25 protein-coding genes are annotated in these 26793 nt (G+C 63.7%); 11 read left to right on the forward strand and 14 right to left on the reverse strand.

Translation table 11 applies throughout. From position 1 onward, the window contains the following. Both ACIQWO_RS18560 and ACIQWO_RS18565 read right to left on the reverse strand, forming a co-directional pair. A complete protein-coding gene (locus ACIQWO_RS18560; protein WP_150577400.1) occupies positions 1-516 on the reverse strand; it encodes a flavin reductase in 516 nt (171 codons plus the stop codon). Between the two features lie 50 nt (positions 517-566). After that, positions 567-1931: an LLM class flavin-dependent oxidoreductase gene (locus tag ACIQWO_RS18565; protein WP_402827217.1), complete on the reverse strand. Its 1365-nt coding sequence runs from the start codon at positions 1929-1931 to the stop codon at positions 567-569. Between the two features lie 185 nt (positions 1932-2116). On the opposite strand from ACIQWO_RS18565, the gene ACIQWO_RS18570 reads away from it, so the two are divergent. Continuing rightward, positions 2117-2683 carry an XRE family transcriptional regulator gene (locus ACIQWO_RS18570; RefSeq protein WP_046291224.1) on the forward strand — a complete coding sequence of 189 codons (567 nt, stop codon included), beginning with the start codon at positions 2117-2119 and terminating at the stop codon, positions 2681-2683. Positions 2684-2747: 64 nt separating this feature from the next. Next, positions 2748-3449 (forward strand): aspartate/glutamate racemase family protein, encoded by a 702-nt coding sequence (locus ACIQWO_RS18575; protein ID WP_402827222.1) that lies wholly within the window; start codon positions 2748-2750, stop codon positions 3447-3449. 69 nt (positions 3450-3518) lie between these two features. On the opposite strand, the gene ACIQWO_RS18580 is transcribed toward ACIQWO_RS18575, so the two are convergent. From ACIQWO_RS18580 to ACIQWO_RS18590, 3 genes are all read right to left on the reverse strand, one after another. Further along, positions 3519-4013, reverse strand: a complete 495-nt coding sequence (locus tag ACIQWO_RS18580) for a hypothetical protein (protein WP_402827225.1) — start codon at positions 4011-4013, stop codon at positions 3519-3521. A gap of 101 nt (positions 4014-4114) precedes the next feature. Beyond that, the gene (locus tag ACIQWO_RS18585) at positions 4115-4702 is read right to left on the reverse strand and encodes a TetR/AcrR family transcriptional regulator (RefSeq protein WP_402827228.1); all 588 of its coding nucleotides are present in this window, start codon (positions 4700-4702) and stop codon (positions 4115-4117) included. Between the two features lie 146 nt (positions 4703-4848). Further along, positions 4849-5655 carry a LysR family transcriptional regulator gene (locus ACIQWO_RS18590; RefSeq protein ID WP_402827231.1) on the reverse strand — a complete coding sequence of 269 codons (807 nt, stop codon included), beginning with the start codon at positions 5653-5655 and terminating at the stop codon, positions 4849-4851. Positions 5656-5767: 112 nt separating this feature from the next. On the opposite strand from ACIQWO_RS18590, the gene ACIQWO_RS18595 reads away from it, so the two are divergent. Beyond that, positions 5768-6502 carry an SDR family oxidoreductase gene (locus ACIQWO_RS18595; protein WP_402827234.1) on the forward strand — a complete coding sequence of 245 codons (735 nt, stop codon included), beginning with the start codon at positions 5768-5770 and terminating at the stop codon, positions 6500-6502. A 60-nt stretch (positions 6503-6562) separates the two neighbouring features. On the opposite strand, the gene ACIQWO_RS18600 is transcribed toward ACIQWO_RS18595, so the two are convergent. The 6 genes from ACIQWO_RS18600 to ACIQWO_RS18625 all read right to left on the reverse strand — a co-directional run bounded on the left by ACIQWO_RS18600 (position 6563) and on the right by ACIQWO_RS18625 (position 13725). Next, a complete protein-coding gene (locus tag ACIQWO_RS18600) occupies positions 6563-7897 on the reverse strand; it encodes a four-carbon acid sugar kinase family protein (RefSeq protein ID WP_402827237.1) in 1335 nt (444 codons plus the stop codon). Between the two features lie 13 nt (positions 7898-7910). Further along, positions 7911-9194: a ribulose-bisphosphate carboxylase large subunit family protein gene (locus ACIQWO_RS18605; RefSeq protein WP_402827240.1), complete on the reverse strand. Its 1284-nt coding sequence runs from the start codon at positions 9192-9194 to the stop codon at positions 7911-7913. Then, a complete protein-coding gene (locus ACIQWO_RS18610; RefSeq protein ID WP_402827243.1) occupies positions 9191-9745 on the reverse strand; it encodes a VOC family protein in 555 nt (184 codons plus the stop codon). The genes ACIQWO_RS18605 and ACIQWO_RS18610 overlap by 4 nt, the downstream gene beginning before the upstream one ends. A 147-nt stretch (positions 9746-9892) precedes the next feature. Beyond that, the gene (locus ACIQWO_RS18615) at positions 9893-11797 is read right to left on the reverse strand and encodes a TRAP transporter large permease subunit (RefSeq protein ID WP_402827246.1); all 1905 of its coding nucleotides are present in this window, start codon (positions 11795-11797) and stop codon (positions 9893-9895) included. Position 11798: 1 nt separating this feature from the next. Further along, complete coding sequence (locus tag ACIQWO_RS18620) at positions 11799-12851, reverse strand: TRAP transporter substrate-binding protein (RefSeq protein WP_402827249.1); 1053 nt, start codon at positions 12849-12851, stop codon at positions 11799-11801. A 58-nt stretch (positions 12852-12909) separates the two neighbouring features. Next, a complete protein-coding gene (locus tag ACIQWO_RS18625) occupies positions 12910-13725 on the reverse strand; it encodes an SDR family NAD(P)-dependent oxidoreductase (RefSeq protein WP_402827252.1) in 816 nt (271 codons plus the stop codon). Between the two features lie 198 nt (positions 13726-13923). Between ACIQWO_RS18625 and ACIQWO_RS18630 the strand changes: the two genes are divergently transcribed. Then, on the forward strand, positions 13924-14958 hold the full coding sequence (locus tag ACIQWO_RS18630; protein ID WP_402827255.1) for a LacI family DNA-binding transcriptional regulator: 1035 nt from the start codon (positions 13924-13926) through the stop codon (positions 14956-14958). Between the two features lie 25 nt (positions 14959-14983). Here the strand turns inward: ACIQWO_RS18630 and ACIQWO_RS18635 are convergent, their stop codons facing one another. Further along, positions 14984-15703 (reverse strand): response regulator, encoded by a 720-nt coding sequence (locus ACIQWO_RS18635; RefSeq protein WP_402827258.1) that lies wholly within the window; start codon positions 15701-15703, stop codon positions 14984-14986. 284 nt (positions 15704-15987) lie between these two features. Here ACIQWO_RS18635 and ACIQWO_RS18640 point away from each other — a divergent pair, with 284 nt between their 5' ends. From ACIQWO_RS18640 to ACIQWO_RS18670, 7 genes are all read left to right on the forward strand, one after another. After that, positions 15988-16623, forward strand: a complete 636-nt coding sequence (locus ACIQWO_RS18640) for an energy transducer TonB (RefSeq protein ID WP_402827261.1) — start codon at positions 15988-15990, stop codon at positions 16621-16623. Between the two features lie 106 nt (positions 16624-16729). Beyond that, entirely contained in the window at positions 16730-17497 is a 768-nt protein-coding gene (locus tag ACIQWO_RS18645) for a MotA/TolQ/ExbB proton channel family protein (protein WP_402828218.1), read from the forward strand. A 4-nt stretch (positions 17498-17501) separates the two neighbouring features. Beyond that, positions 17502-17936 (forward strand): ExbD/TolR family protein, encoded by a 435-nt coding sequence (locus tag ACIQWO_RS18650; protein ID WP_402827264.1) that lies wholly within the window; start codon positions 17502-17504, stop codon positions 17934-17936. Positions 17937-17967: 31 nt separating this feature from the next. Further along, positions 17968-18396, forward strand: a complete 429-nt coding sequence (locus ACIQWO_RS18655; RefSeq protein ID WP_402827267.1) for an ExbD/TolR family protein — start codon at positions 17968-17970, stop codon at positions 18394-18396. A gap of 74 nt (positions 18397-18470) precedes the next feature. Next, positions 18471-19832, forward strand: a complete 1362-nt coding sequence (locus tag ACIQWO_RS18660) for an MFS transporter (protein WP_402827270.1) — start codon at positions 18471-18473, stop codon at positions 19830-19832. 6 nt (positions 19833-19838) lie between these two features. Further along, positions 19839-20855, forward strand: a complete 1017-nt coding sequence (locus ACIQWO_RS18665) for a dipeptide epimerase (RefSeq protein WP_402827273.1) — start codon at positions 19839-19841, stop codon at positions 20853-20855. Between the two features lie 15 nt (positions 20856-20870). Then, the gene (locus tag ACIQWO_RS18670) at positions 20871-22499 is read left to right on the forward strand and encodes a serine hydrolase domain-containing protein (protein WP_402827276.1); all 1629 of its coding nucleotides are present in this window, start codon (positions 20871-20873) and stop codon (positions 22497-22499) included. Positions 22500-22547: 48 nt separating this feature from the next. On the opposite strand, the gene ACIQWO_RS18675 is transcribed toward ACIQWO_RS18670, so the two are convergent. Both ACIQWO_RS18675 and ACIQWO_RS18680 read right to left on the reverse strand, forming a co-directional pair. Continuing rightward, the gene (locus ACIQWO_RS18675; protein ID WP_402827279.1) at positions 22548-24182 is read right to left on the reverse strand and encodes a serine hydrolase domain-containing protein; all 1635 of its coding nucleotides are present in this window, start codon (positions 24180-24182) and stop codon (positions 22548-22550) included. 17 nt (positions 24183-24199) lie between these two features. Beyond that, on the reverse strand, positions 24200-26569 hold the full coding sequence (locus ACIQWO_RS18680; RefSeq protein WP_402827282.1) for a TonB-dependent receptor: 2370 nt from the start codon (positions 26567-26569) through the stop codon (positions 24200-24202). Between the last annotated feature and the right edge of the window lie 224 nt (positions 26570-26793).

The raw sequence follows: 26793 nt of genomic DNA on the forward strand, positions 1-26793 counted from the left end.
TCAGGCGGAGACCGCTTGCGCGACCATGCCGACGCGGTGGAAGCCACGTGCGAAATAGATCAGGCCGTCGAGCGCCCCGGCCGAACGCGCCGCCTTCACTTCGCAGAAGAAGACCGTGTGCGTGCCGACTTCGGTGATCGACGACACTTCGCAGTCGAGCACGCTCACCGCGCCTTGCAACGCCGGAGCACCGGTATGCAGCGTGTCCCAGTCGCCGCTGGCGAAACGCGTTTCGATCGACAGATCCTTCGTCGCGAACTGCATGGCGATGTCGCGCTGGTCGGCCGACAGCACGTTCACACACAGGCGTGCGTTCTCGCGCATCACGGCGTTGTTGCGGCTCGCCCGGTTGATGCAGACGAGCAGCGTGGGCGGATCGTCGGTGACGGCGCATACGGCAGAGGCCGTGCATCCGGCAAGCCCGCCGGGGCCGTCGGTGGTGATGACGTTGACGGCAGCGCCCAGGCCAGCCATCGCTTCGCGGAAGATCGATTTGTCCACCGTGCTCTTGTCCATTTCCTTCACCTCGTTCGATGCTACGTGTCGGTTCGGTTTGACGGGGACGCTTACTTCGCGCCCGAGCGGTACTGCGCAGCGCTGTGCGTTTGCGGCAGACGGTCGTGACCGAAGAGCTTCTTGCGGTACGTGCCGTCGCCGTACGAGGTCTTGTACGCGCCACGCTCCTGCAGCAGCGGCACCACGAGATCGATCACGTCTTCGAAGCACTCAGGCACGACGGTGCGCGACAGATTGAAGCCATCGATCCCCGTTGCCTCGCTCCACGCCATCATCTGGTCGGCAATGGTCTGCGCCGAGCCGATCCACGGCGTCTGGCGGCTACCGAGCACCATCTGTTCGAGCAGCTTGCGGCGCGTCCATTGCGGACCGGCGGCACGCGTCATGGCCGTGACGTTCGACACGATGGCCTGGCTCTTGCCGGTATCGATCGGCTCGTCGATGTCGTACTTGGCGAAGTCGATGCCCAGCGACGCAGCCGCGTGTGCGAGCGCGCCTTCCGAACTGACATAACGACGATACTCCTCGAACTTCTCTTTTGCTTCGGCGTCGGTGCGGCCCACGATGGGCGTCGCGCCCATGAAGACTTTGACGTCGCTCGCCTGGCGGCCGTACTTCACAGCCTCTGCGCGGATCGTGTCGACGATCTCCTTCACGCCTTCCATCTTCTGGCCGTTCACGAAGACGCACTCGGCGTGAGTGGCCGCGAACTGGCAACCGCGCGGCGACGAACCGGCCTGATACAGCACCGGTGTGCGTTGCGGCGACGGCGCGCTCAGGTGCATCGCGTCGACCTTGTATTGCTTGCCGTGGTGATGAATCACGCGCACCTTCGACGGATCGGCGTAGACGCCACCGGCGCGGTCGGCCAGCACGGCGTCGTCGTCCCAACTGCCTTCCCACAGCTTGTAGACGAGCGACATGTACTCGTCTGCCAGGTCGTAGCGGTCGTCGTGTGCGATCTGTCCTTCGATGCCGATGGCGCGCGCAGCGCTATCGAGATAGCCCGTCACGATGTTCCAGCCGATGCGCCCGCCCGTCAGGTGATCGAGCGTCGACATGCGGCGCGCGAACAGGAACGGCTGTTCGTAGGTCAGGTTGGCTGTGACGCCAAAGCCAAGGTGTTGCGTGGCAGCGGCCATGGCCGGGATCAGCATCAGCGGATCGTTGACCGGGACTTGCACGGCGTTGCGCAGCGCGGCGTCGGCGTTGCCGCCATAGACGTCGTACACACCGACCACGTCGGCGAAGAACATCCCGTCGAAAAGACCCTTCTCCAGCTTCTTCGCGTAGTCGACCCAGTATTGCAACTCGCTGTAGCGCGTGGATTGATCGCGGGGGTGCGTCCACAGACCTTGCTGGATATGACCCACGCAGTTCATCTCGAAGGCGTTCAGTCGAATTTCACGGGGCATGTTGACTCCTTGTCTGCAACAAATTAGGGGCGGGACCAATGCGGTTCGATCCGTTGTTGCCGTCTACTATAGTAGACGTTTGACTACGATCAAAAATATTTCGGATGGGGGTAAACGCTAAATTTCCGGGTCGTGATAGAGGTGACTTGTATAATTTCGCAACCCGAAACCCTTGGAATCTCTGCATGACTCCCCCGATGGTGGACCCGACGCCCGCGATTTCGCATCGCATCCGTATCGAGCGCGAATCCCGCGGCTGGTCGTTGGGCGATCTGGCCGAACGCTCCGGTGTCTCGAAGGCGATGATCAGCAAGATCGAACGTGGCGCAGCCAGCCCGACGGCCGCACTGCTCGGCCGTCTCTCGGGCGCATTCGGTCTGCAACTGTCGATGTTGCTTTCGCTCGCCGAACAATCCGGCGAACGACTGAGCCGCGAAGCCGAGCAACTGGTCTGGCAGGACCCGGAAACGGGTTATCTGCGTCGTGCGGTCTCACCGCGCAATGGCGGCATGCTGGAGTTGCTGGAAGTGACGTTGCCGCCGGGCGTGAACGTGTCGTATCCGTCGTCGGCCTTCACGTTTCAGCATCAGCAGATCTGGGTGCGCAAGGGAACGCTCACGTTCGAAGAGGGTGAGCTGACGTACGAACTCAAGGAAGGCGACTGCCTTCAGCTCGGACCACCCGCCCCGTGCACTTTCCTCAACGCAGGCAAGCAGCCTTGCGTCTACGTTGTGGCGCTGGTGCGTCGTTAAGTAAATAAAGCGGAAGTCACGCCCACATCAAGCGGACATCGTCTTCACCGAACAAGGAATATTCATGCGCACTATTGGCTTGATCGGCGGCATGAGCTGGCAATCCAGCGTGGAGTACTACCGCATCGTCAACGAGGCGGTGCAGGCGAAGCTCGGCCCGCTGCGCTCTGCGCAGACCTTGATGTTCAGCGTGGATTTCGGCCCGATCGAGCGTGCCCAGCATGAGGGCCGCTGGGATGACGCCGGTGTGATGTTGCGCGAGGCGGCGAAGCGTCTGGAAGCAGGGGGCGCTGACTGTGTGGTGCTGTGCACGAACACGATGCACAAGCTGGCGAACTACATCGAAGACGCGGTCTCGATCCCGCTCATCCACGTCGCGGACCCGGTCGGACATGCGGCCAAAGCACGCGAGATTAGCTGCGTCGGCCTGCTGGGGACGGCGTTCACGATGGAGCAGGATTTCATCAAGTCACGACTGCACCAGAAGTTCGGACTCGACGTGCTCGTGCCGGACAGCGACGACCGCGCCGCCGTGCATCGTGTGATCTACGATGAGCTTTGCGTCGGCATCGTCAGCGACGCATCGCGCGCCGTCTATCTGGACGTGATGCAACGGCTCGCCGCACGCGGCGCACAAGCCATCGTCCTTGGCTGCACCGAGATTTCGCTGCTCGTGAAGCCGGAACACACTGAACTGCTGCTGTTCGACACCACCGAATTGCATGCGATGGCAGCGGTCGACTTCGCGCTCGACGGCGTCGCCTGATATTGCTTCGAAACGGGAGAGCGTCGAATCGATGTCGACGCCCTCCCGCACGCACCGTCACGCTGTCGCTTACGCGCGGCTACGTTGCGAACGAAGCCACAAGAATTGCACAATCGAGCCGAGCACGAAGATACCCAGCCACGCGCCGAGCGCGCCGCGCACGAGCGGCGAATCCGGACCGCTCGCGAGCGGATGGCTCGCAGGCAATCGCGTCAGCGTCTCGTTGATCCCCGGCACCAGCAGCAAAAAGAAGCTGAACCCGAAAGCGAACTGGGAGAGGTACGGGCGCACACGTCCCAGAAAATCGATCTTCGGGATGAGCAAACCGCCCAGCGTCGCGAGCAACGCCAGGATGCCCAGCGCATGGCCGACGTTGAATCCGCCGGTGCTCGATAGCCCGAACGACGTGAGCACCGAAATCAACATCCCGATCAGATAAAGTCGGCCGGAACGACTGGCCGGAGCGATCTTTCGATAGCGGACGAAGCTGGAGATACCCGCCGCGAACGTCACGACACTGACGGCGGTATGAAACGCGCCCAAGGTGGAAATAGGATGAGGCATGGAGGGGACTCCTTCGACCGACTAGTTGGTTGGTTTGATGCTTCAAAAAATGGGCGCGAATGCGCCCTTGCTACCTGCTCGTCCGAACGATGATTCGTCCGTCATTTCGCCACGCTCAAGCGGCTGATCGCCACCTGTGCGATCGCCTGAAACGAATCGGCGCTGCCGAGTGCCCGTGCCGTCAACATCGCCCCGTGCACCGTAGACATGAACGCCTGCGCCTCGACCAGCGCGCTGCCGTTCAACCGGAACTGCCCCTGCGCCACACCGGCTTCTAGCACCGATGCGAGCCACGTAGTCAGATCGTCGAAATAGCGTCGCACCTCGTCGGCGATTTCCGCCGGGATCATCGGCAGTTCCGCCGCCAGCATGGCGCAGATGCACATCGGCATCGAACCATCGCGAATGCACTCCGCCCAGTAGTTCGTGTAGGCGGTGAGACGTGCCGTCGGATCGGCCACGTGCTGATCGAGCGCCGCCAGCCCATCGCGCGCCTGCTCGCGATGCCGCTTGACCACCGTCAGCACCAGATCCGCTTTGCTCGGGAAATGGTGGTGAATGCTGGCCTTGCCGATGTTCACCCGCTCGGACAGATCGGCGTAGCTGAACCCGTGATAACCACCCGCCGCCAGCAGTCGCTTCGTGTGCTCTGCGATTTCGGTCGCCCGGGGAGACAGCTCGACGCTCATAGTCCTCAACTCAATAAGACGAAATGGCCCGTGAAACTCAACCTCACGCGCGGGTTTGACGCCGATGACAGCATCCAATGGCAGCCAATCTACTAGTTGGTTGGTTGTGCGTCAAGTGCCCTCCCTTCGAGGGAGACGCCTGGACGTCAGGCCGCCACCGCCGACGCGTCGGCCCGCAGTTGCTCGACCAGCGTCGCCAGAACGGGTTTGTCCAAAGCCTGCACGGCGTAGCAAAGGCCCACGCGGCGAGACATTTCGAAGCCGTCGATTGGCTGGACGGCAATTCCGGCATGCCCCCGCGCCAATGACTCGGGCGCGACGCAAGCCCCCAACCCGGCCGCGACCAGATTCAGCGCAAGCCCGAGGGTTTCCGCGTGCGCAGCCGGTGCGCCCGCCGCCGCGCCGTAGTACGGCAGCAAGCGCTGGTGTGTCGGATGCGTCGGGCAGACGATCCACGGCAGAGCATCGGCAACGCGCCCCTCGGGGATCGCCAGCACGTAGGGCTCGACGAAGAGCGGCAAGAACAGTTCGTCCTCACAGCGCGCGTCCTCGGTGGACAGGCGCGCGTCGCCCTTGCAGCCGTCGAGCAGACTGACGAACAGCGCGGGCACTGCGCGCTGCGCAAGGCCAATGAATCGCGCGACGTCCTGCGCCGCAATATCGGCTTCGATGCCGATATCGATACCCGATGCATGCCCACTTTGACGGAATTGTCTCGTCATGGAATCGGTCTGAGACAGAATCCGGCGGGCTTGCGGATAGAGAATGCGGGCGGCCTCGGTCACGGCGACGCCGCGCGCTTCGCGCAGAAAGAGTTGCGTGCCCAGCAAGTCCTCAAGACTTTTGATCGTGCCGGACAACGCGGGCTGACTAAGATGGAGACGGCGCGCGGCCCCCGTGATGTTGCGCTCTTCAAAGACGGCGATAAACGCCTTTAGCTGACGGCCATCCATAAGTTTCTCCGATTCCTGCGAAAAGAATAATGCATTTTTCGCCGTCGGTATTTGTGTCTAGACTTTGATTCAACGCTTACACATAAATCGAACCGATATCTGGAGGTCTCTCATGACTGCATCGCAAAAGCCCCTCGTCGTCATTACCGGTGGCAGTTCCGGCATTGGCGTCGCGACCGCCCGCCTCTTCTCGTCGCACGGCCATCCGCTGCTGTTGCTCGCGCGTCGGCTGGACAAGATGCAGTCGCTGGATTTGCCGAACTCGTTGGCTCGCTCGGTCGACGTCACCGACAGGAATGCACTGGACGCCGCCGTGCGCGAAGCCGAAGACCGTTTCGGCCCGGCGGACGCCATCGTCAACAACGCCGGTGTCATGCTGCTGGGCGACGTGACGCGTCAGGATCCGAAGGAATGGGACGGCATGATCGACGTGAACATCAAAGGGGTGCTCAACGGCGTGCACGCCGTCGCCTCGGGCATGGTCGCGCGCAAGCACGGCACCATCATCAACATCAGCTCGGTGGCGGGTCGCAAGACGTTCCCCAATCACGTCGCGTACGTCGGCACGAAGTTCGCCGTGCACGGGCTGTCGGAGAATCTGCGCGAGGAATTGTCGGCGCATAACGTGCGCGTCGTGACCATCGCCCCGGGGGCGGTGGACACCGACCTGCTCAGCCATACCACCGACGACGCCATCAAGACGGGTTACGAAGCGTGGAAAGCGGACATGGGCGGTAAGGTGCTGGCCGCGGAAGATGTGGCCAATGCCATCTACTTCGCGTACTCGCAGCCGGATGGCGTGTGCATCCGGGAGATCGTGCTGGCCGCGACGCGTCAGCAGGCGTGATCGCAGACATGCCGCGCGTCGCCATGCGATGCGCGGCATGTCTGACCTATGTGGCCTAAGTCAGGCACCGTGCACCAGCCGCTCGAAGAGATCCTCCCCGCCCATCTGCCCACCCTTGAGCAGAATCTCCATGCCGTCGAACGTCGACACATCGCTTTTGAGAACGCACAGCGGCGCACCCGGTGCGAGTGTCCCTGCATAGGTTAGCCCCCAGGCATCGAGCGCACGCATGCCGTGGCTGGAGGTGTCGCCTCCCGCGATGGCCATGCGCGACACCGGCACTTCGCGCAGCACTTGTGCGAGCAATCGTCCTCCGGCCTGCGCGAGACGTAGCGCGTTGATCGTGCCCTCGTTCGCCGTAGCTCCCTGAGAAGGGACGGTACAAGCCAGCGTATGACGGCCAGCCCGGAGGTGTCTCGCAATCTCCGAGGCTGCCGACGCGCAATATTGCCCGCCCGCCTCCGTCAGTCGCACGGCATCGAGGCGTACGATCTCGAACGACTTTGCTGCGGCCACTTGTGCAGCAGTCACGGGAGAAAGACTCCCCGCCAACACCAGCACCGGCCCGGAAGCCGCCGCAACACCCCCCGACTTTAGCGTTGCGCGTTGCGGCATGGCGCTCGCCATCGCCTGCGTCACGCTGCTCGGGCCGACGGCCAGTAGCGGCGCGTGTTCGGCGGCCGTCCAAAGCGCTGCCCCGATTTCAACCAAGTCGCTTTGTCGCGCAACATCCCACAACACGTACCTCGCCCCCGCCTCGCGCAACGCGAGCAACCGCGCGGACGACGAATGCTTGGCATCGGCGTCATAACTCGTCCACGGAATCAGCCCGATGCCTTCCAGCCCCTGCCCCGCCAGATGCCGCCGCAAATCCGCTTCGCTCATCGGTGTAACCGGGTGTCGACTCATCGTCGGATGGCGGTCGATCCGGAACACGTCGCCGCCTGCACCTGCCGCTGCAAAGAGATTGCCGAAAAGACAGAAGCGTTGCAGGTTCGGCTGACCGCCGACAATCGCCACCCACCGGCTGGGCATCGCCGGGGACAGCAGACGCACGGCCTCGCCGATGCTGCCGACTTCCGGCGCACTATCGAACGTCGAACAGGTCTTGTAGTGCAGCACGCGCGGCTGAAGGCGTCGCGCGAGGTCGGCCACCGGCGCGAGCTCGTCGCGCATCTGCGCAGGGGCCAGCGAGCGTGCGATGCCCGCGATGCCCAGACAGTCGATCTCGCCCAGCGCTGCCAGACGCACCTCAGTCGGCGGCGCGAGCAGCAATATGCTGCGCAGTCCGGCTTGCGCAGCGGTCGCGAGTGTGTCCGTCGCGCCCGTGAAGTCATCGCCGTAATAGAGCAGATGCGGACGATGCCGCGCGGTCGCTTTCGATTCGAGGGCCATGTCGTCCTACCGATCAGCGACCGAAGAAGCGCAATGCCGACGCGAGCGGCGACGAGTGCATCGCAGCGTCCTCAAGGCTGTGCCCCTCGCGAACGGCTCGCCATGCATCGCGCAGGCTTTGCACACCGGCCGCAGGACCGTCCGGGTGCGCCAGAATGCCGCCACCCGCCATGAACAGCAGATCGTCGCGTCCCACTGCGCGCCAGGTCGCCGGGACGGTGCCCGCCCACTGGCCCGAGGAAAACGCGGGCATGACGGTGTCCGCCTGACCAGCGGCGTTGCCCTCAGCCAACGGCCGGTAGCAGTCATGCGCCGATTCGATGACCTCTTCGTCGGCCTGCGCGAACTTGCCTTGCAGGCCGTGCACATGCATGTGATCGACGCCCGCGAGTCGCCAGAGCGTCTGGTACGCCTGAAAGCCAATGCCGAGTGACGGGTCGCGCGACATCGCGCCGTAGCCGTTGCGATGGGCGTGGATCGCGAGATCGGTGTGACGGCGCAACGTCTGCACGGCCGAAAAGCCGCACCAGTTCAGGCTCACCATCACGCAGTTACCGCCCTCTCGCTTCACAAGATCGGCATGACGACGCATCGCATCCGTCTCGTCGGTAATGTTGAACGCGACCATGACCTGCTTGCCAGTGCGCTCGCGATGTTCGCGCACGGCAGCCATCACCGCCGGTACGCGCTTCGCGAGCGGCGCATGGATCGGGTCGGCGCAGACCTCGTCGTCCTTGATGAAATCGACACCCGCCGCGCACAGGCGCGCCACCAGCGCGGCCGTGTCCTCGGCGCTCATGCCGACGTTCGGCTTGAGAATCGTGCCGACCAGCGCACCGCTCGACACGCCCGTTGCAGCGCGTGTGCCTGCGATGCCATAGCGCGGGAAATCGAACTGGTCACGGTATGTCGCAGGCAACGAAACCCGCTCCAGCCGCATGCCGGTCACTTCGCCGAGATCGTAAAGATTGCCCGCGAGCGTGGCCGCCAGCGTCGGCAGGTTCGCGCCGACGTTGTCCGTCGGAAACGCGATACGCACGCGCGCCCGGTGCCACGGGCCGCGAATGCCCTTGCGTTCAAGATAGGCGTTGGGCAGCGACGCCGTCGCGACCTCGCCCACCGTCTCCACCGTCTCCACCGACTCGACGATGGCGCGGGCGCGCTCGCGCAGCGCATCGGTCTCGCCCTCCACACGCGTGAACGTGCCGCACGACTGCTCGCCCGCCATCACTTCGGCCACCGCGCGCGGATCGAGTGGCGTCTCGATCAGATAGGTCGCATTCAGCATCGGACTCATAGCTTCGACAGGTCAGGAAAGACACGCACCGGGTCACGGCCGTCCCAATCGGCGGCGGCCTCGCGAATCATGCGAAAGAGCGTGCCTTTCGGGCCAGCCACTTCCGACAGCTCAATGGTCGTTCCCGGATGACACCCCGGGTCCGCGTCGCGATCTTCGAAGTAGACGAAGCGTCCGTTCGCGCCCACTTCGCCGCTCATGCAGACCTTGAAGCCTGCCGCCTGCGCGCGCGCCAGATCCTCGTCGAAGTTGTCCGTCCAGTACGCCACGTGCTGCGCGCCGGTGCGCCCTGCACTGAGGAAGTCGCGGTACATCGAGGGCACATCGTTGCGAATTTGCAGCAGTTCGATCTGGAGGCCACCCGCATTGGCGAGCGCGACCGAATTGTGCGGCTCGAACGACTCGCCGCGATAGGTGTAGTTGCGGATCGGCACCTTGGGGTTGTAGTACCAGGGACCGACGCCGAGGACGTCCGACCAGTAGGTCATTGCCGCCTCGATATCGGGCACGAGGTATGCCACCTGACGAATCTCGCCGAAGAATCTGCTCATGGGTCGTCCCTTGTTCTTTGCTGTGACGTTCGTAATGCGTGCGTCGCCGTGCGCGCGAGGATCTCCCTCGCTCACCGGATTCGCGATTGTGTTGAATGTGTTTTTGTGTGACAGCCGAGTGGGCTGCGCTCTCTTCTGTACTGCTGCTCAGTGCAGGAAGCCCGTCGAGATCCACGGAATCGCTGCGACGCAGATCAGCCCGATGACGAGTGCGACGAGGTAGCCCCAGATCGCGCGCATGCCCTTCGCCGGATCGACTTTGCCGATGGCACACGCTGCGTAGTACCCGACACCGAACGGCGGTGCGAACAACCCCAGCCCCATCGACAGCACGACCACCATGGCGTAGTGCACCTCGTGCACGCCGACGGCGCGCGCAATCGGGAACATCAGCGGCCCGAACAGCACGATGGCCGGAATCCCTTCGAGCACGCTGCCCAGCACGATGAACGCGACCACCGACACCGCGATAAAGCCTGCTGCGCCCCCCGGCATGCGCTCCATCGCCGACGCGAGATCCTGTGCGAAGCCCGACTGTGTCAGCCCCCAGGCCATGCCCGTCGCCGCCCCGATGATGAAGATGATGGCTCCGGAGAGCGCCGCCGTTTCGATCAGCATCGGCAACCGACGCCGCGCGTCGAACTGCCGGTAGATGAACAATCCCGCCAGCACCGAGTAGGCAATGCCGATGGTCGACACTTCGGTGGCCGTCGCCACGCCTTCGACCACCGCCGCGCGAATCACGAACGGCAATGCCACGGCTGGCAACGCGTAGACGAAGGCCTTCATCACAGCGCCCTTCTTCGCCTTTTCGACGCCCGACAGATCTTCATGGCGATAGCGCCACCAGACCACGCAGCACAGCGCCACGCCCAGCACGACACCCGGCAACAAGCCGCCCGTGAACAATGCAGAGATCGACACGCCCGTCACCGAACCGATGGTGATCAGCACAATCGACGGCGGAATGGTTTCGGTCTGTGCGCCCGTGGTCGAGAGCAACGCCACGAGATCGCCCGGATCTGCCCCACGCTTTTTCATCTCGGGGAACAACACCGGCGCGATGGCGGCCATGTCGGCAGCCTTCGAGCCGGAAATTCCCGAGACCAGGTACATTCCGCCGATCAGCACATAGCTCAGCCCGCCGCGCACGTGGCCGAGCATGCTCGCGAGGAACTGCACCATCGCGCGCGCCATGCCGGTCATCTCGATCAACAGCCCGAGAAAGACGAACAACGGCACGGCCAGCAGGATCAGATGCGACATGCCCTCGTCCATGCGACCGACGAGCACGACCAGGGGTGTAGTCGTGGTGAGCGCAAGAAAGCCGAACGTCGCCAGTGCGAACGAGAAGGCAATCGGCACGCCAGCAAACACGCATGCGCCGACAACACCCGCGAAGAAGATCACCAGATTCCAGCGACCGAGCGGTTCGAGCGACGGCCCCAGCAGCCAGAAGCCCGCACATACGAGCGCGACGACCGCCATCGCCTGTACCGTGCGCCACGCAGGCGCTGCGCGCAGCAGTCGCAGCACGCTCACGAGCAACATCAGCGCCATGCCTACGGGCAAGGCGGCTGCACGCCACGCGTTGCTGATTTCCATGGCCGGTGTGACGACGAACGCTTCCTCCGACGCGTATTCGTACGCCGGATGCACGATCAGTAGAAGGAACGCCATCGCGGCGGCGACCGCCAGCATGTCGAGAAACGCGCGCGTCCCCGGCGACGCCTTGCCGACGAACGCCGTCATGCGCATGTGTTCGCCACGCCGCAACGCTACGACCGCGCCAAGCATCGACATCCAGAGAAAAAGGATGCCAGCGAGTTCGTCCCCCCAGACGAGCGGCGCATGGAACACGTAACGCGCAATCACCCCCGCGAGCATGACGACGATGTCCGCCAGCACGAGCAGTGCCGCAGGGATCTCCGTCAGCCAGCCGATGGCGCGATCCAACCCCGACACGAACGCGCGCCAGCCGTGTGCCGGGGTATCGACGTCAGCGGCATGCAGCCCTGACGCGGCAGACGGATGCGCGGGACGCGGCGTCATCTCAGGCCACCTTGCCTGCGGTCGCTTCGAGCAACGCCCAGGCTTCTGCACCGAACTTCTTCTGCCATTCGGCGTAGTAACCCGACTTCTGCAATTGCGTGCGGAACGTTTCCGGAGACGCCGAGTTGAAGGCCAGCCCCTTGCTCGCCAGCTCGTTTTGCAGCCCGGTGTTGAGCGCGTAGACATCTTCGCGCTGCTTGATGGCGGCTTCGTTGAACGCACGTGCGACGATGGTCTTCAGGTCGTCCGGAAGGTTTTTCCACGACCGGCCGTTGACGACCAGGTGATAGCCGTCCCAACTGTGATTCGTGATGGAGCAGAACTTCTGCACTTCATAGAGCTTCGCCGTCTGCACGATGGCGAGCGGGTTTTCCTGTGCGTCCACCACGCGCGTTTGCAGTGCGGAGTAGACCTCGCTGAATTGCAGACTCGTCGGGGAGGCTTGCAGCGATTTGAACAGCGAGATGCCCATCGGGCTGACCGGCACACGGATCTTCATGCCGGAAAGATCGTTGGCCTTCGTGATCGGCTTGTTGCCGCTCGTGATCTGACGGAAGCCGTTGTCCCACATCTTCTCGAAGGTGTAGAGGCCCGTCTTCGCAAAGGCCGCGCGGATGGTGTCGCCGAGCTTGCCATCCACGGCATGCCACACCTGGTCGTAGCTGGAGAACGCAAAGCCGACGGCCGTGATGGCGCTGATCGGCGCGAGCGTCGCAATCACCATGGTGCCTGCGTTGAAGATATCGATGCCACCGTTGCGCACCTGCGCGAGCATGTCCGTGTCGCCGCCCAACTGGTTGTTGGGGAACACGCGTAGCTCCATGCGTCCTTTGCTTTCAGCGGCGATACGCGCCGCGACTTCCTGCGCACGAACGTTCAGCGGGTGGCTGACGGGCAGATTGTTGCCGTACTTGAACACGTATTGCGGCGCAGCGGCACGTGCGGTGCGCGGCAGCACACCCGTCACTCCGGCAACACCGGCCACGCCCAGTGCGGGCAGAGCAGAAAGCGCGCGCAGTACGTTGCGTCGGCCTTGTGAAGTTGAACTGGTCATCCGCATGTCTCCTGATATTGTGGTTTTCGTCTCGTCACTATTGTCGATTGCACCGCAGTCAATTGCACCGTACGTGCATGCCGCCGTCGACCAGCAGCTCTACGCCGTTGATGTAGCACGCCTCGTCGGACGCGAGGAATACGGCGGCGTTGGCGACATCCCAGCCGTCGCCCATGCGCCCGGTCGGCGAGAGGCGATTGCGCGCCTCGACCATCGCCTGTGTGTTGTCGTAGAAGCCGGAGATCTGCTGGTAGATGTGCGGCGTGTCCATCACACCGGGCAGGATGCAGTTGGCGCGAATACCCTTGGCGGCGTATTGCAACGCCACGCTTTGCGTAAGCGAATTGACCGCGCCTTTGGACGCCGCATAGGCACAGTAGGCATACCCCGTCCAGCGAACACCACCGAGCGCACCGATATTGACGATGGCGCCGCTACCCTGCGCTTCCATCGTCGGCAGCACGGCCTTGCACGTCAGGAACATGCTCTTGACGTTGACCGCCATCACGCGGTCCCAGACTTCCTCGGTGGTTTCCACCGGGCCGCCCTGCGACGTGATGCCCACGTTGTTATGAAGAATGTCGATGCGGCCGTAGGTTTCGATGGCGGCGGCGACCGCTTGCTGGACGTCCGCCCAGCGGGTGACGTCGGCGGCCACGGCGATGGCGTCGTTGCCTTCACCGGCGATGACCTCGCGCGTGATGTCGGCCGCCTGCGCCTCGCGATCGATGGCGACCACTCTGGCGCCCTGTCGCGCATAAGCCACTGCGGCGGCTTTGCCGTTGCCCCAGCCGTCGCCGACCGAACCGGCGCCGAACACCAACGCCACACGGCCCTCCAGCCGACGCGACGTCGACACGTCTGCTCCTGCCATCTCCCGTCTCCTGTTCTTTTCGTTCTCTTCGCACCGGTCTTGCGATGCGTTTCGATGCATTTCAATGCGCTATGAAGTCGTACGATAGGCGGCAAACCGGCAATCGACCAACCCGATTTCATGATGCGATTTGATGTGCTTTGATGAAGTATGCTGCGTTTGGTACGATCATCGAAACACTCAGAGGGACTCACTTCCATGCGACGAAACATGCCCAATCTGGCGGACATCGCCCGAATGGCGGGCGTCTCGACCGCCACGGTCGACCGGGTGCTGCATCGCCGGGAGGGCGTGCGTCAGACGACGGTTCAGCGCGTGTTGCTCGCCGCGAGCGAGCTGAAGTATTTGCCGGAGCAGGACCTGGAAGCAGTACGCCTGTCGCCGCCAACGCAGTTGCTGTTCGTGCTCCCCGACCGGAGCAGCAAGTTTCTGCGCATGCTCGGCGAGTGGGTGCAGTGCTCGCAAACGCAATGGGCACCGTACAACGTCAATTGCCGAGTGCAATTCATTCAGGGGTTCGATCCGGATGCGATGGCATCCGCGTTGCTGGGTCGTGGACGCGGCTGCGACGGCGTGGCCTTCATGCCGCTCGAACACCCGAAGGTGCGCGAAGCGGTCGACACGCTGGCCAACGAAGGCGTCGCGACCGTCACGCTGGTCTCCGATCTGTCGCACTCACGGCGCATCGCGTACGTGGGACTCGACAACGGCTCGGCGGGACGCACAGCGGCGTATCTGATTGCCCGGTTCGTCGGTCAGAAGCGACATGCAAAAGTGGCGTTGATTGCCGGGTCGCTCAGCTACAAAGCGCACGTAGAGCGTGAGGCCGGGTTCTTGCAGTTGTTTTCCGAGCAATACCCGCAGATGCAGGTCGTCGGGCTACGCGAAGGCTACGACGACGAGCAGGTCAATTATCGCCAGACGCGCGCGTTACTCGAACAGCACCCCGAGCTCTCCGCGATCTACAACATCGGCGGCGGATCGGAAGGTGTGGGACGCGCACTCAAGGAAGTGGGCAAGGAACACAAGGTGGTGTTCATCGGCCACGGTCTCACGCCGGATACCCGCGCCATGCTGATCGACGGCACGATGGACGCCGTCATCACCCAAAGCCCCCAGAGTGCCATCATGAACTGCGTGCGCATCTTCGCGAACCTGCGCGAAAAGCGCGACCTGTCCGCCGGTGTGGAAGCCAGCCGCAGCCAGGTGATCTTTCGGGAGAATTTGCCGTAGACAGAGGCCGAGGCGCTCACGCCCCTTACCTCTCCATCTCCGTTTGCGCGCGCACGTCGAGCATATAGCCTTCGCCGCGAATCGTACGCAGCAGGCGCGGCTCTTTGATGTCTTCGCGCAGTTTGTGCCGCAGCCTCGATATCTGGACGTCGATGCTGCGGTCGAACGCGTCGATGGACTTCCCCCGCGCCGTATCCATCAGGTACTCCCGACTGAGCACACGCCCCGGCGCGGAAAGAAACGCGTTGAGTAGCCGGAATTCCGCGTTCGAGAGCGGGATGACGGTGTTGTCCGGGGCAATGAGATGGCGGCCGATCAGGCTCAGACGCCATCCCGCAAATTTCCGCTCATCCTTCTGTTCGGTCGCCGACCTCGCCTGCGCTTTCGTGCGACGCAAGATCGTCTGGATTCGCGCCACCAGCTCACGCGGCTCGAACGGCTTCACCACATAGTCGTCTGCGCCGAGTTCAAGCCCCACGATGCGGTCGGTCATCTCACCGCGTGCCGTGAGCATGATGATCGGGATGTCCGACGTCGTGCGCAGTTCCCGGCAGAGCGTCAGGCCGTCGCTGTCCGGCAGCATCAGGTCCAGCACAACGATATCGATGTCGCTGTGCTCCAGCACCCGGTGCATCTCCTCGCCGTTGGCCGCCTGCATGCAGGTCATGCCGAAATCGGCAAGGCAATCGCAAAGCAGACTGCGGATCTGCGCGTCGTCGTCGACGACAAGTACATGCGTTGCCATGTTTATTTTCCCCTTTTAGTCTCCGGCACGTCGAGGTATCCCCCTTCCCTTCCCCTCGCCGGGCGTCTCCACACCCTGATTATCCGCGAGGAACGTGCAGGCATTCTTGCTGCATTGTTGCAGTCCTGAAACATTTGGTGGGCAAGCCCATTCGTCGACTACGCGTCGTCTTCGCATCGTCTGCGCTATGTATCAAACCCGATACAAAGTCGAGATGAACCAGAAATACCCGCGCCGTAACGTGACTCCACACAAGACATAAGCAGGCAGGAGACACGTAGTCCATGAATTACGCCCAACCCAAACCGCCCGCCCGGAGAATGCTCGGTATCGGTGTTGCACTGCTGCTGCACGCCCTGATTCTGTACGCCTTGCTCAGTGGCCTCGCCACCCGGGTCGCGACGATCATCCAGGCACCCATTGAGACACGAATCATCGAGGAGATCAAACCGCCTCCTCCGCCGCCCCCGCCACCGCCGGTGAAGAAGATCGCGCCCGCGCCGCGCCCCGTCGTTCAGCCCAAGGCTTACGTGCCGCCGCCCGAAGTGCAGGTGCAGACCGCGCCGCAGCCGAACGCCATCGCCGCGCAGGCCGACAAGCCCGTCGAGACCGCGCCGGTCGCGCCGCCCGCACCGCCCAGCAAGCCCGTGCCCGCCAATGTCGGCGTCGTCTGCCCGAACTCAGCGCAAGTGCGTGCCGCGATCCGTTATCCGCGAGAAGCCCAGCGCGACAACATCACGGGCAGCGTGCTCGTCGAATTCGTGGTCGGCACCGACGGGCAGATCAAGCAGCTTCGCGTCGCCCGTTCCGCCGCGTCAGTGCTCGACCGTGCGGCCGAGAACGCAGTGCGACAGTTCCAGTGCGTTGCACAAGGACAAGAGGTCCGTGTGCAAGTCCCGTTCGATTTCCAACTCAATTGAGGCTGTGCTCAACAGCCCATCTTCCACCCTGATTTACGTCAAGGAGACAACCATGTTTCAGTTCCAATCTCGCGTCACGTCGCGTGCACGCGGCCTCACGGTCCCGATGGCCGTGGTATCGATGATGACGGCGTTTGCGTCGCTCAGCGCGCATGCCGCCACCACGGTCACGAACCCCTATGGTCTGGAGGCCCTATGGGAAGGCGGCGACATGATCGCTCGCGGGACCCTGCTGATCCTCGTGATCATGTCGATGGGGAGCTGGTACATCATCGTCGCCAAGCTGCTCGAACAGGCCAAGGTGCTGCGCCGGGCGCGCGCAGCAGAGCAGAAGTTCTGGAGTGCGTCGTCGCTCTCGGAAGGGGTGCGCTCGCTCGATGAGGGCAGCCCGTTTCGCTTCATCGCCGAAACCGGCTTGTCGGCACGCGATCATCACCACGGCGCGCTGCTCGAACAGGTCGATCTGAATACCTGGGTCGCCACCGCTATCGAACGCTCCATGACGGGCGTCTCGAATCGCCTACAGGACGGGCTGTCGTTCCTGGGCACGGTCGGCTCGACCGCACCGTTCGTCGGGCTCTTCGGCACGGTGTGGGGCATCTATCACGCGCTCACCGCCATCGGCATTGCCGGTCAGGCGTCCATCGACAAGGTGGCGGGGCCGGTCGGCGAAGCGCTGATCATGACGGCCATCGGTCTGGCCGTGGCCGTGCCTGCGGTGCTGGGCTACAACTGGCTCGTACGTCGCAACAAGGCCGTCATGGAACGCGTGCGCGAGTTCGGCAGCGAACTGCACAACGTGCTGCTCACGGGCAAGACGACCGCGTCGGCCATCGTGGCGACGCGCACCTCGCAAGTCGCTCGCGTCGGGTGATGTCATGGCGATGACCGTATCCGAAGGGAATGGTGGCGCAGAGCACGACGAGGTCATGGCGACGATCAACACGACGCCGCTCGTCGACGTGATGCTCGTGTTGCTCATCATCTTCCTGATCACGATTCCCGTGGTCTCGCACACCGTGCCCGTCACGCTGCCGAAGGAAGCGGTTCAACCGCTGCAGACCACGCCCCAGAACGTTGTCCTCGCCGTCACCCACGATGGCGAGGTGTATTGGGACGAGCGACGCATTCCCGACGCCGCGACGCTGCTGGACAAACTCAAGGCGGTCGCCGTGCTGACCCCGCAGCCCGAAGTCCACATTCGTGGCGACCTCGATGCGCGTTATGCGGCCATTGGACGCGTTGTCCTCATGTGCCAGCGAGCAGGCATCGCCAAGGTCGACTTCATTACAGAAGCGCCGCCGCGCCAATAGCGCGAGGCGCGTACCACCCCAGGAGACTGCCATGGCCATGACCATGCCATCGGGCGCTGGCGAGAACAGCGACATCATGGTGGAGATCAACACGACGCCGCTCATCGACGTCATGCTGGTGCTGCTGATCATGCTGATCCTCACCATCCCGATCCAGACGCATGCCGTCAAACTCGACATGCCCACGCCTTCCAATGCCACGCCGCCAGCGCCGCCGCTCGTCGTGCAGGTCGACGTCGACGCAAGCGGTGTCGTGGCGTGGGACGGCTCGCCGCTTGCCGACCGCGCCCAACTGGAAACCCATCTCACCGAAGCTGCGACGTCCACGCCGCCCACCGAGCTGCACCTGCGAGCCGACGCACAAGCGCCCTACCGAGCGGTTGCGATGGTCATGGCGTCCGCGCAGAAGCTGGGCGTGACGCGCATCGGCCTCGTCGGCAACGAGCGGTTCGCACAATGACCGCCCGAGCGTTCGCCAGCGGCCTCGCGCGCTGACGCGTCAGACGCCTCACTCGCCCTACTACTGGACTACAAATGCTGGAAACGAACACCGATACACCGGGTACGCCGGGGTATGCCGCCAGGACGCGCCGCGCCCGCTACGCGGGGGTCGGCGCGTGGCTCGGGCTGCTTGCCCTCGTCGTCGTGACCTTCTTTGCCAACGTGGACCGCCAGATGCTGGTGCTTCTGGCCGAACTCATCCGCGCCGAATTCGGCCTTGCCGACATTCAGGTCGGGCTGTTACAAGGGGCGGGTATCGCGCTCTTCGCCGGTGCGGCCGCCATCCCCATCGGGTGGCTGGCGGACAGGGTGGACCGACGTGCCGTGCTGGCGCTTTGCATCCTGCTCTGGAGTGCGGCAACGGCCGCATGCGGTCTGGCGACCGGCTTCTGGACGCTCTTTATCGCCTCCATCGGTCTGGGCATCGGCGAAGCGGGACTCATGCCGATCATCTACGGCTTGCTGCCCGACCTGTTCCCTGCGCGTCAGCGCATCCTCGCCAACTCCGTCTTTGCGATGGTCAATCTGTTGAGCGCCGGCGCAGGCATGGCGCTCGGCGGGCTGCTGATTCAGGGGATCGATACGCTGCATGCCACGCTGCCCTTCGGGTTGGCAGGCACGTCTGCGTGGCGCATTGCGTTCTTCGCCGTCGCCGTCCCTGCGCCGCTGCTGGTGCTGATCGTCGCGATGATTCGTCCGCGTTACGCGCACTCGGACGTCCCCTCCCCGTCCGGGGAGGCGGCAGCGCCGGGGCTGGCGGCCGGGGAGTACTTCCGACGAGAGATGCCGATGATGCTTCGCTTTTTCGGGGCCATCGCGCTGATCAATATGGCCTTCGCCGGTATTACGAGTTGGATGCCGGTCGTTGCCGTGCGCTTCTTCGGTGCGACGCCCGCGACGGCCGGTGCCGGACTCGGCAGCGCCGCGATGGTCGGCAGCGTTATCGGGTGCGTGCTCGGCTGGCTCGTGGCGCGCCGCCTCACCACCCGACTCGGTGTGCTCGCACCGCTGCGCGTATGCGAGTGGGGCGCGCTCGGGGCCTGCGTCGTCAGCCTCGGTTATCTGATTGCGCCGTCTGTGTCGTACGTCTACCTCCTCTTCGGCGCTCAGTTCATGTGCGTCGTGGCCGGGATGATCATGTTCCCGGGTCTGATGCAGAGCATCTGTCCGCCGTATCTGCGCTCACGCGTAGCAGCCATCGGCGTGCTGACGACGGTGCTGATGCAATCCGGCAGTCCCGTCGCCATCGGCCTGATGTCGGATCACCTGCATGGCACCGCCACCGGTCTGATCTGGGCCATTGTTGCCGTATCGCTGTCCGGCTTCATCGTCGCCTGTCTTCTGATGCGCAACGCGGCCAACGCCGTGCGCCTCGCCATCGAACGCTATGCTTGAACGCCTATGACGATTCCCTGCACCCTCTCCGTTCGCATCGAACGGTGGCCGCTGGTCACGCCCTTTCACATCTCGGGCTACACGGTCGATGCGGCCGAAGTCCTGGTCGTCTCACTGAGGTCGGGACAATGCCGAGGCCGGGGGGAAGCCGCCGGTGTCTACTACCGGCGCGAGACGCCGGAGAGCATGGCCGAACAAATTGCTGCCGTGCGTGGCGACATCGAGCGCGGTATCTCCCGCGAAGACCTCATCTCGCTGTTGCCTGCTGGTGGCGCGAGAAACGCCGTCGATGCGGCGCTGTGGTCGCTGGCCGCCCAGCGCTGCGGCATGACCGTCGCACGACTGTCCGGACGCGCACGCCTGCGCCCGCTGCGCACCTCGCTCACGGTCGGTGTCGATACGGCTGATGCGATGGCCGCTGCGGCCTGTCGCTATGCGGGCGCGACCACGTTGAAGATCAAGCTGGACGGCAACGCACTCGACGTGGACCGCCTCGTTGCGATTCGCAAGGCTTGCCCCGACGTTGCACTGGCGGTGGACGCCAATCAGGGCTGGACGACAGACCACATGCACCGGATGCTGCCGGTCTTGCAGCAAGTCGGCGTCGACCTGCTCGAGCAGCCCTTGCCCGTAGGCGAGGACGCATGCCTCGAATCGATGTCGTACCCGATTCGCCTCGCGGCCGACGAATCGTTTCAGGATCTGAACGACCTTACCGACGTCGCCCGCCGGTACGACGTCGTCAACATCAAGCTCGACAAATGCGGCGGCCTCACCCGTGCGCTTTCGCTCGTCGCATCGATTCGCGATCTCGGCCTGTCGGTGATGGTCGGATGCATGCCCTGCACTTCGCTCGGTCTGGCACCGGCCTACCTCCTCGGGCAGGTCTGCGACCGCGTCGATCTCGACGGCCCCTGCTTTCTGGCCGAGGATCGCTCGCCCTCGTTCCAGTACCGGAACGGGTACGTATTCGGGCCAGACAGCCTGTGGGGCGTCGACGATGTCGAGCGGATCGCAACGTGACTCAGGAGGATTGCCGTGTCAGCACGGGTGCCATTTGACGATGCTCTCGTCGCGCTATTTGAACCGTTCAATCGAAGCGACGCGCCCGGTGTCGTCGTCGGCGCGGCCATCGACGGGAAGGTCGTGCTGCGCCGCGCCTTCGGGATGGCGAACACCGGGCTAGGCATCGCCCTCGATGCCCGAACCCGACTGCGCATCGGTTCGACGACGAAGCACATGGCCTGCCTTGCCGCCCTGCTGCTTCAGGAGGTCGGGGCGTTGGATATCGACCTCCCCATCCATCGGTATTTGCCGGAACTGACAGGCATCGCCGGTGAGCCGACGCTGCGCTCGCTCATGCACCACACCAGCGGCCAACGCTGCGCGCTCGACATCTCGCTCCTCACCAATGGATTGGCAGTGCCGCAGGCGGGCTATCTACTCGACATTCAGCGTCGGCAGACCCACGTCAACTTCCCGGCCGGGGAGCGGATGATGTACTGCAACGGCGGCTATCACCTGCTGTCGCTGGCCATCGAACGTGTCAGCGGACAATCGTTCGCGTCGTTCGTCGCGTCGGAAGTCTTCGAACCGTTGGGGATGAAAGACACGTTCTGTCTGTCCGACGATTTCCAGATTCGAAACCGCATGGCCGCATGCCATGTAAGGCGCAGCGACGGCGCATACGAGCGAGGCTTGTTCCCCTCGCGCGAAATACTCGGCGAAGGTGGTGTCGTCTCCTGCGTGGACGACATGCTGCGATGGTGTGCACACCTGCGCGGCGAGAAGATCGTCGGCAGTCGCGCCACGTGGGAAGCGATGTTCTCATCCCCAACGTTCTCCAGCGGGCTGCGCAGCGATTACATGATGGGTCTGAAGCGCACGCAGTATCGCGGATGTGAACTGATCCACCATGCGGGCGGTGTCGTAGGCGGGACGTGTCAGATGTTGTCGGTGCCCGAATACGGCGTCGACATCGTGTTGTTGAGTAACGGTGCGCTTCCTGCACCAGGAGCACTTTCGCTGCGCATGCTCGACATCTTGCTGGCCGACCGGACGCAGGCGTATCCGGTGCCAACGCCCGCGCCAATACCCTCATCTTCCGCGCTAGCGGGCATCTATCGCGAAGTGAATGGAGACGTCGTGTACGACATCGTCGAGCGCAGCGGCGCGATGACGCTCGGCGGGCCGCTCGAACCGAGCATCTCGTCACTGTACGAACTGGACGCCAAGGGTGACGGGACATTCCGGTTGCAGTGGGGCAACGATCCCTCACACCTGCGCATCACGCATTGCGGCCACACGGCAGTCTATCGCCGCGTCGAAATGACAGCGGGGATCGGCGCAGAAGACATCGAGTCTTTGAGCGGCGCTTATCTCAGCGAAGAAGCGGACGCTTGCGCGACGTTGCGCGCTTCGGCGCTGGATGAGCCGATGGACGCCAACATTAGCGTCGTCATGTCGCTGGTGATCGCGGGAAAGGCTGGGGAATGCCGCTATGACGTCTTCCCCGTCGACATCGATCTCTTCCGCTTCTCGCCGCGCGAGCCGAATGCCATGCTGTCGGGAACGATCGCCATCGTCAGGCACCCGGACACCGGGCTTGTGGCGGGGATTTCCGTCAGTACCCTCCGAACGCGAAACCTTCGATTCGAAAAGTCCTGAGCGTTGACATCAGCCGGGGAGGAGCCGAGGCCCCTCCCCACTTCATCGTTACCCGATACGAGAGAACGCCAGCCCCCGCGTGCGGGACGTGCTCAGCGAAAGCCGCGAGGCCTTGTCTTCACTGCGCTCAACCAGTACTGTGCCAGCGCTAAGCGCGGACGCATCGGCCGGTTCGAACGTCCAGACATCGCGGGTGAGCGCATTGAGGCGATAACGCACGTTACCCGTTGCACCGCGAATGGACAACGTCAGCGTTCCGTCCTCCATCGAGACGACCGCGTGTGCGTCGGCATCGTGACTGAAATACCGGCCGCACATCCCGTCGATCCCCAACGTCTCCACGGGTGGCGTGCCTTCATGGCGGCTGAGCGTAATGACGTGTCCGCTCTCGACGAAATCGATGGCGGGCACGTCGCCGGACGCCGAGCGCTCGTGAGGCACGATGCGCATCCGGGCACCGGCACCGTCGTCGATACGGTATCCGCGCTCGTCGGCAATCAACGGTTGCGGCGGGTGCGGCTGGTTGTACGGCGCCGCGTAGAACGCACCGTCCCTTTCCACGATTTCCACCAGTTGAAGCGGCTCGGTGGACAAATACTTGCCGACCAGACCAGGGTTTGCCGAAACCGGCTCCGCTGCCTGTCGCGGCGGGCCGAGCACTTCGTCGCCAAGGACGATATCGACAATCTCGGTCGCCAGCCCCACGGGATCGACCGACGCGCCGTTGCTCATCAGCACAATATCGAGCGCATGCGACGGCACCGTGAGCATCTGGCAGGTGCCGCCGAAGACGCCCCCGGCGTGATGAATCGTCTCGACGTTGCGATACGGCGTGCGCATCAACCCCAACGCATAGATACCGGTCTCGCCGCTCGAATACTTGGGCATCGTCAACATCTCACGCCACGTTTCAGGGCTTCCCAGTCGGTCAGGCCGACGCAGATGCGCAGCCCAGCGCAGCATGTCGTCGATGGTGGAGACGATGCCGCCCTCCCCCAGCACGTCGAGGCTCGGGAAGAGTCCGCGCAAATAGCCGCCTTCGCCGTCGGGCACATGCTGCGTAGCCATACGCGGACGGATACGCAGGTCGTCGCCGACGGACTCCGTATCGTTCATGTCCATCACGCGGAAGATTCGCGCATCGAGAAACTGCTCGAACGACATGCCGCTGACGCGCGCAACGATCTGCGACAGCAGGTGATAGCCCCCGTTGCAATACATCATGCGCTCGCCGGGCGGGAAATTGACGTCTTGCTGGCGCAGTTCGATTTCCAGCGGCATGCCGCGTCCGATCGCAGCGATGCCCTGTGTGATGACGGACAGGTCGAGATAGCAGCGATAGCCGCTGGTGTGCGTCATCAGTTGACGTAGCGTCGGCTCGCCCGCAGGCACCGGGACTTCCGGCAGATAGGTGCGAACCCCCGCGTCGATATCCAGCTTGCCGTCCTGCGCGAGCAGGAGCGCGGCGAGACAGGCGAAGTGTTTGCTGGTCGACCCGATTCGCATGCGGGTGGCCGGTGTGTTAGCCACCCCGTGTTCGAGGCTCGTCATGCCGAACCCCTTGCGGTACAGCGCTCGCCCGTCACGGGCGACGCCGACCACGAGCCCCGGCGCATCGCTTTTGTTGAATCGCGCCAGATGCGCGTCGAGGCGAGCGTGCAGGTCTTGTTGTTGCAAAGTCATTGGAAGGTCTCCGAGGATTAGAACGGCACCGTCAGCACGGCACCGAACGTGCGCGGACGCTCCACGCTGACCAGCGCCGGGCCACCCATCGGCATCAGGGCGGTGCCCGCGGCCAGCAGCGCGCGACGGTCGAACAGGTTGCGCAAATAGAAGTTCAGGCTCGCCTTGCCGAAGTCGATCCCCGCCAGCAGGTCGGTGACGGCGTAGCCCGGGAGCTGGTAATCGGGGCGACCTGTGCTGTTGCTGAAGCCCGAGTGACGACGGCCGACAATGCGCTCCGCAATGCCGACGTACGAGGCATACGAGCCGAGCGAGAAGTGGTACGTCCCCGTCAGCGTGGCGGAGAACTTCGCCGAGTTTGGCAGCGGGTCGCCCGACTGCGTGCCGGTCGACGCGTTGCCCTGCGTCAACTTGGCATCGATGTACGAGAAGCCGACGCCAAAATTCCAGTGTCGGTCGGGGCGGAAGCTGCTCGCCAGTTCGAAGCCCTTGATGCGCGCATTACCTGCATTGAGCACCTGATTGACACCCTCGATTGCGCCGAGCTGCTGTATGTTCTTCCACTCGATGTCGTAGACAGTGGCCGACAGCGACAGACGCTTATCGAACAGATCGGCCTTGTAGCCAGCTTCGTACGTCCAGAGCGTGTCGGGCTGGAATGTGGCGTTGCCGTTGCCGGGCAACCCGGTGATCGGGCTGACGAGCTGCGCGTTCGGTCCGCCCGGGCGATAGCCGCTGGCCGCACGGACGTAGACGTTGCTGTTCTCGGTCAGGCCATAGCTGGCCGTCAGCATGTAGGTCTTGCTGGTGTCCGACGAGGGTGCCGAAATCGTCTGCATCGGTCCGCCCAGCAGCCCGCCGGTGGTCTGTTCAAAGTTCTGGTTATTGTGAGCAATTCGCATGCCGCCAGTCAGCGCCAGTCGCGGTGTCACGTGATACGTCAGATCGCCATACGCCGCGTATTCGGTGTAGGTGCTCGGTGCCGTGAGCGACGAAAGATATCCCGACGATCCATCGGCAAACCCCGCCACGATCCCCTGATCCGACTCGCTTCGCTCACGCGTGAAGAAGAGTCCCGCAATCCATTCGAGTTGACGATTACCGGGCGACGTCAGACGAAACTCTTGCGTCACCTTGTTCGTCGACGCAATATTCGCCGCTACGACCGAGTTCAGATTCAGTCCCTGCGCGGCCAGCGCTGGCACGTAGACCACCGACAGATCCTGCGGCGCATTCGTCTTCACCGACTGATACGACGTGATCGAGTTGAAGCGCGACCATCCGAAGTCATATTCCAGGCCGAGCGAGTAAAGCTGCACGTTCTGATGGAACGGCTCGGGCGCATAGATGCGCGTGGTCAAATCGCCATCGACAGGCTTGCCGCTGTTGTCATAGGCGACGTAGTTCGGCGCGTTACGGTTGATGTTCTGGGTGATCGCGCTCAGCCGCACGGTGAACTGACTCGTGGGCGTCAGCAGCAGTGAGGCGCGCGCACCGTATGTGTCGCCCCGGTCGACCCGCGTGCCCGCCTGCGGCCCGACGGCGTCGATATATCCGGCATCGTGCTGACTGAACGCCGACACGCGCACGGCCGCCACATCGTTCTTGATGGGGATGTTGAGGACTGCGCTGGCGGTATTGCCGATGCCACCGTGCTTGGTCGTCGACAAACCCGCGCTCGCCTGCCCCGAGAACGTGTTGGTATCCGGCTCGTTGGTGACGTACTTCAGCAACCCGCCCATCGCGCCTGCGCCGTAGAGCGTGCCCTGCGGCCCGCGCAGCACTTCGATGTGGTTCAGATCCAGCAGGCTCATGTCCAGCGCAAACGTCGCGCCTTGCGAGAACAGCGTGCTTCCGCCGAAAGCGACGTCATCGACATAGACGCCCACGGTCGGTCCCGTTTGCTCGCCGGTCGTCACGCCGCGCATGCTGATCTGTCCCGCACCGCTGCCGCCCTGCGTATTGAGGTCGACGCCAGGCTCCGACGAGAGGAAATCCGACATGGTCTTTGCGCCGCTCTTCTGCAACTCCTCCGCCGAGATGACGTTGATCTGCATCGGCACTTCGCGTGCCGGTTCGCGGCGACGCGTGGCCGTCACCACGACGGTGTTGAGCGTCGCGCCGTCCTTGGCCGTGGCCGGGGTCACGGTTTGCGCTGCGCCGGGGGCGACTGCATTTGCGTCGGCCGACGGGTTGGCCGTCACGGTGGCGCTCTCCGCCTCAGCACTGACCGCCGACGCGGCACCGGGCAGCGTCACGGTCTGGGCATGGCCATAGGCCGATGCCAGCCCCAACAGTGAACCGACCAGCCAGGTGCCGCCGTTGGGTCGAAGTCTGAATCGGTGCAAAGTGCCTGCGGTCTGCCTGCGATGCTGTCTGATTGCCACTGTCGTCTCCTCCGGGGGTTTCCGCGCTTCGGTCATCGTCGATGCCTTCGCGGTATGGATCGTTTGCGCGGTGCGTCCACGCTCATCAGAGTCTTAGCTCTGGCATGAACGTTATTTGTGCGATATTTCTGGTTCATGTGGACTTTGTATCGCGCGTGAAACATAGATCCCCTGAGCGCAGCGTCTCGCCCGTCCGGGCTTCAGGCGGACGGCACGTGCCTCCG

Source organism: Pandoraea sp. NPDC090278, from assembly GCF_044772185.1.
Lineage (GTDB): Bacteria > Pseudomonadota > Gammaproteobacteria > Burkholderiales > Burkholderiaceae > Pandoraea.

Bases quoted from the DNA above. Each gene is read 5' to 3' on its own strand.
- ACIQWO_RS18560 (WP_150577400.1), bottom strand. From the start codon at position 516: ATGGACAAGAGCACGGTGGACAAATCGATCTTCCGCGAAGCGATGGCT.
- ACIQWO_RS18565 (WP_402827217.1), bottom strand. From the start codon at position 1,931: ATGCCCCGTGAAATTCGACTGAACGCCTTCGAGATGAACTGCGTGGGT.
- ACIQWO_RS18570 (WP_046291224.1), top strand. From the start codon at position 2,117: ATGACTCCCCCGATGGTGGACCCGACGCCCGCGATTTCGCATCGCATC.
- ACIQWO_RS18575 (WP_402827222.1), top strand. From the start codon at position 2,748: ATGCGCACTATTGGCTTGATCGGCGGCATGAGCTGGCAATCCAGCGTG.
- ACIQWO_RS18580 (WP_402827225.1), bottom strand. From the start codon at position 4,013: ATGCCTCATCCTATTTCCACCTTGGGCGCGTTTCATACCGCCGTCAGT.
- ACIQWO_RS18585 (WP_402827228.1), bottom strand. From the start codon at position 4,702: ATGAGCGTCGAGCTGTCTCCCCGGGCGACCGAAATCGCAGAGCACACG.
- ACIQWO_RS18590 (WP_402827231.1), bottom strand. From the start codon at position 5,655: ATGGATGGCCGTCAGCTAAAGGCGTTTATCGCCGTCTTTGAAGAGCGC.
- ACIQWO_RS18595 (WP_402827234.1), top strand. From the start codon at position 5,768: ATGACTGCATCGCAAAAGCCCCTCGTCGTCATTACCGGTGGCAGTTCC.
- ACIQWO_RS18600 (WP_402827237.1), bottom strand. From the start codon at position 7,897: ATGGCCCTCGAATCGAAAGCGACCGCGCGGCATCGTCCGCATCTGCTC.
- ACIQWO_RS18605 (WP_402827240.1), bottom strand. From the start codon at position 9,194: ATGAGTCCGATGCTGAATGCGACCTATCTGATCGAGACGCCACTCGAT.
- ACIQWO_RS18610 (WP_402827243.1), bottom strand. From the start codon at position 9,745: ATGAGCAGATTCTTCGGCGAGATTCGTCAGGTGGCATACCTCGTGCCC.
- ACIQWO_RS18615 (WP_402827246.1), bottom strand. From the start codon at position 11,797: ATGACGCCGCGTCCCGCGCATCCGTCTGCCGCGTCAGGGCTGCATGCC.
- ACIQWO_RS18620 (WP_402827249.1), bottom strand. From the start codon at position 12,851: ATGACCAGTTCAACTTCACAAGGCCGACGCAACGTACTGCGCGCGCTT.
- ACIQWO_RS18625 (WP_402827252.1), bottom strand. From the start codon at position 13,725: ATGGCAGGAGCAGACGTGTCGACGTCGCGTCGGCTGGAGGGCCGTGTG.
- ACIQWO_RS18630 (WP_402827255.1), top strand. From the start codon at position 13,924: ATGCGACGAAACATGCCCAATCTGGCGGACATCGCCCGAATGGCGGGC.
- ACIQWO_RS18635 (WP_402827258.1), bottom strand. From the start codon at position 15,703: ATGGCAACGCATGTACTTGTCGTCGACGACGACGCGCAGATCCGCAGT.
- ACIQWO_RS18640 (WP_402827261.1), top strand. From the start codon at position 15,988: ATGAATTACGCCCAACCCAAACCGCCCGCCCGGAGAATGCTCGGTATC.
- ACIQWO_RS18645 (WP_402828218.1), top strand. From the start codon at position 16,730: ATGGCCGTGGTATCGATGATGACGGCGTTTGCGTCGCTCAGCGCGCAT.
- ACIQWO_RS18650 (WP_402827264.1), top strand. From the start codon at position 17,502: ATGGCGATGACCGTATCCGAAGGGAATGGTGGCGCAGAGCACGACGAG.
- ACIQWO_RS18655 (WP_402827267.1), top strand. From the start codon at position 17,968: ATGGCCATGACCATGCCATCGGGCGCTGGCGAGAACAGCGACATCATG.
- ACIQWO_RS18660 (WP_402827270.1), top strand. From the start codon at position 18,471: ATGCTGGAAACGAACACCGATACACCGGGTACGCCGGGGTATGCCGCC.
- ACIQWO_RS18665 (WP_402827273.1), top strand. From the start codon at position 19,839: ATGACGATTCCCTGCACCCTCTCCGTTCGCATCGAACGGTGGCCGCTG.
- ACIQWO_RS18675 (WP_402827279.1), bottom strand. From the start codon at position 24,182: ATGACTTTGCAACAACAAGACCTGCACGCTCGCCTCGACGCGCATCTG.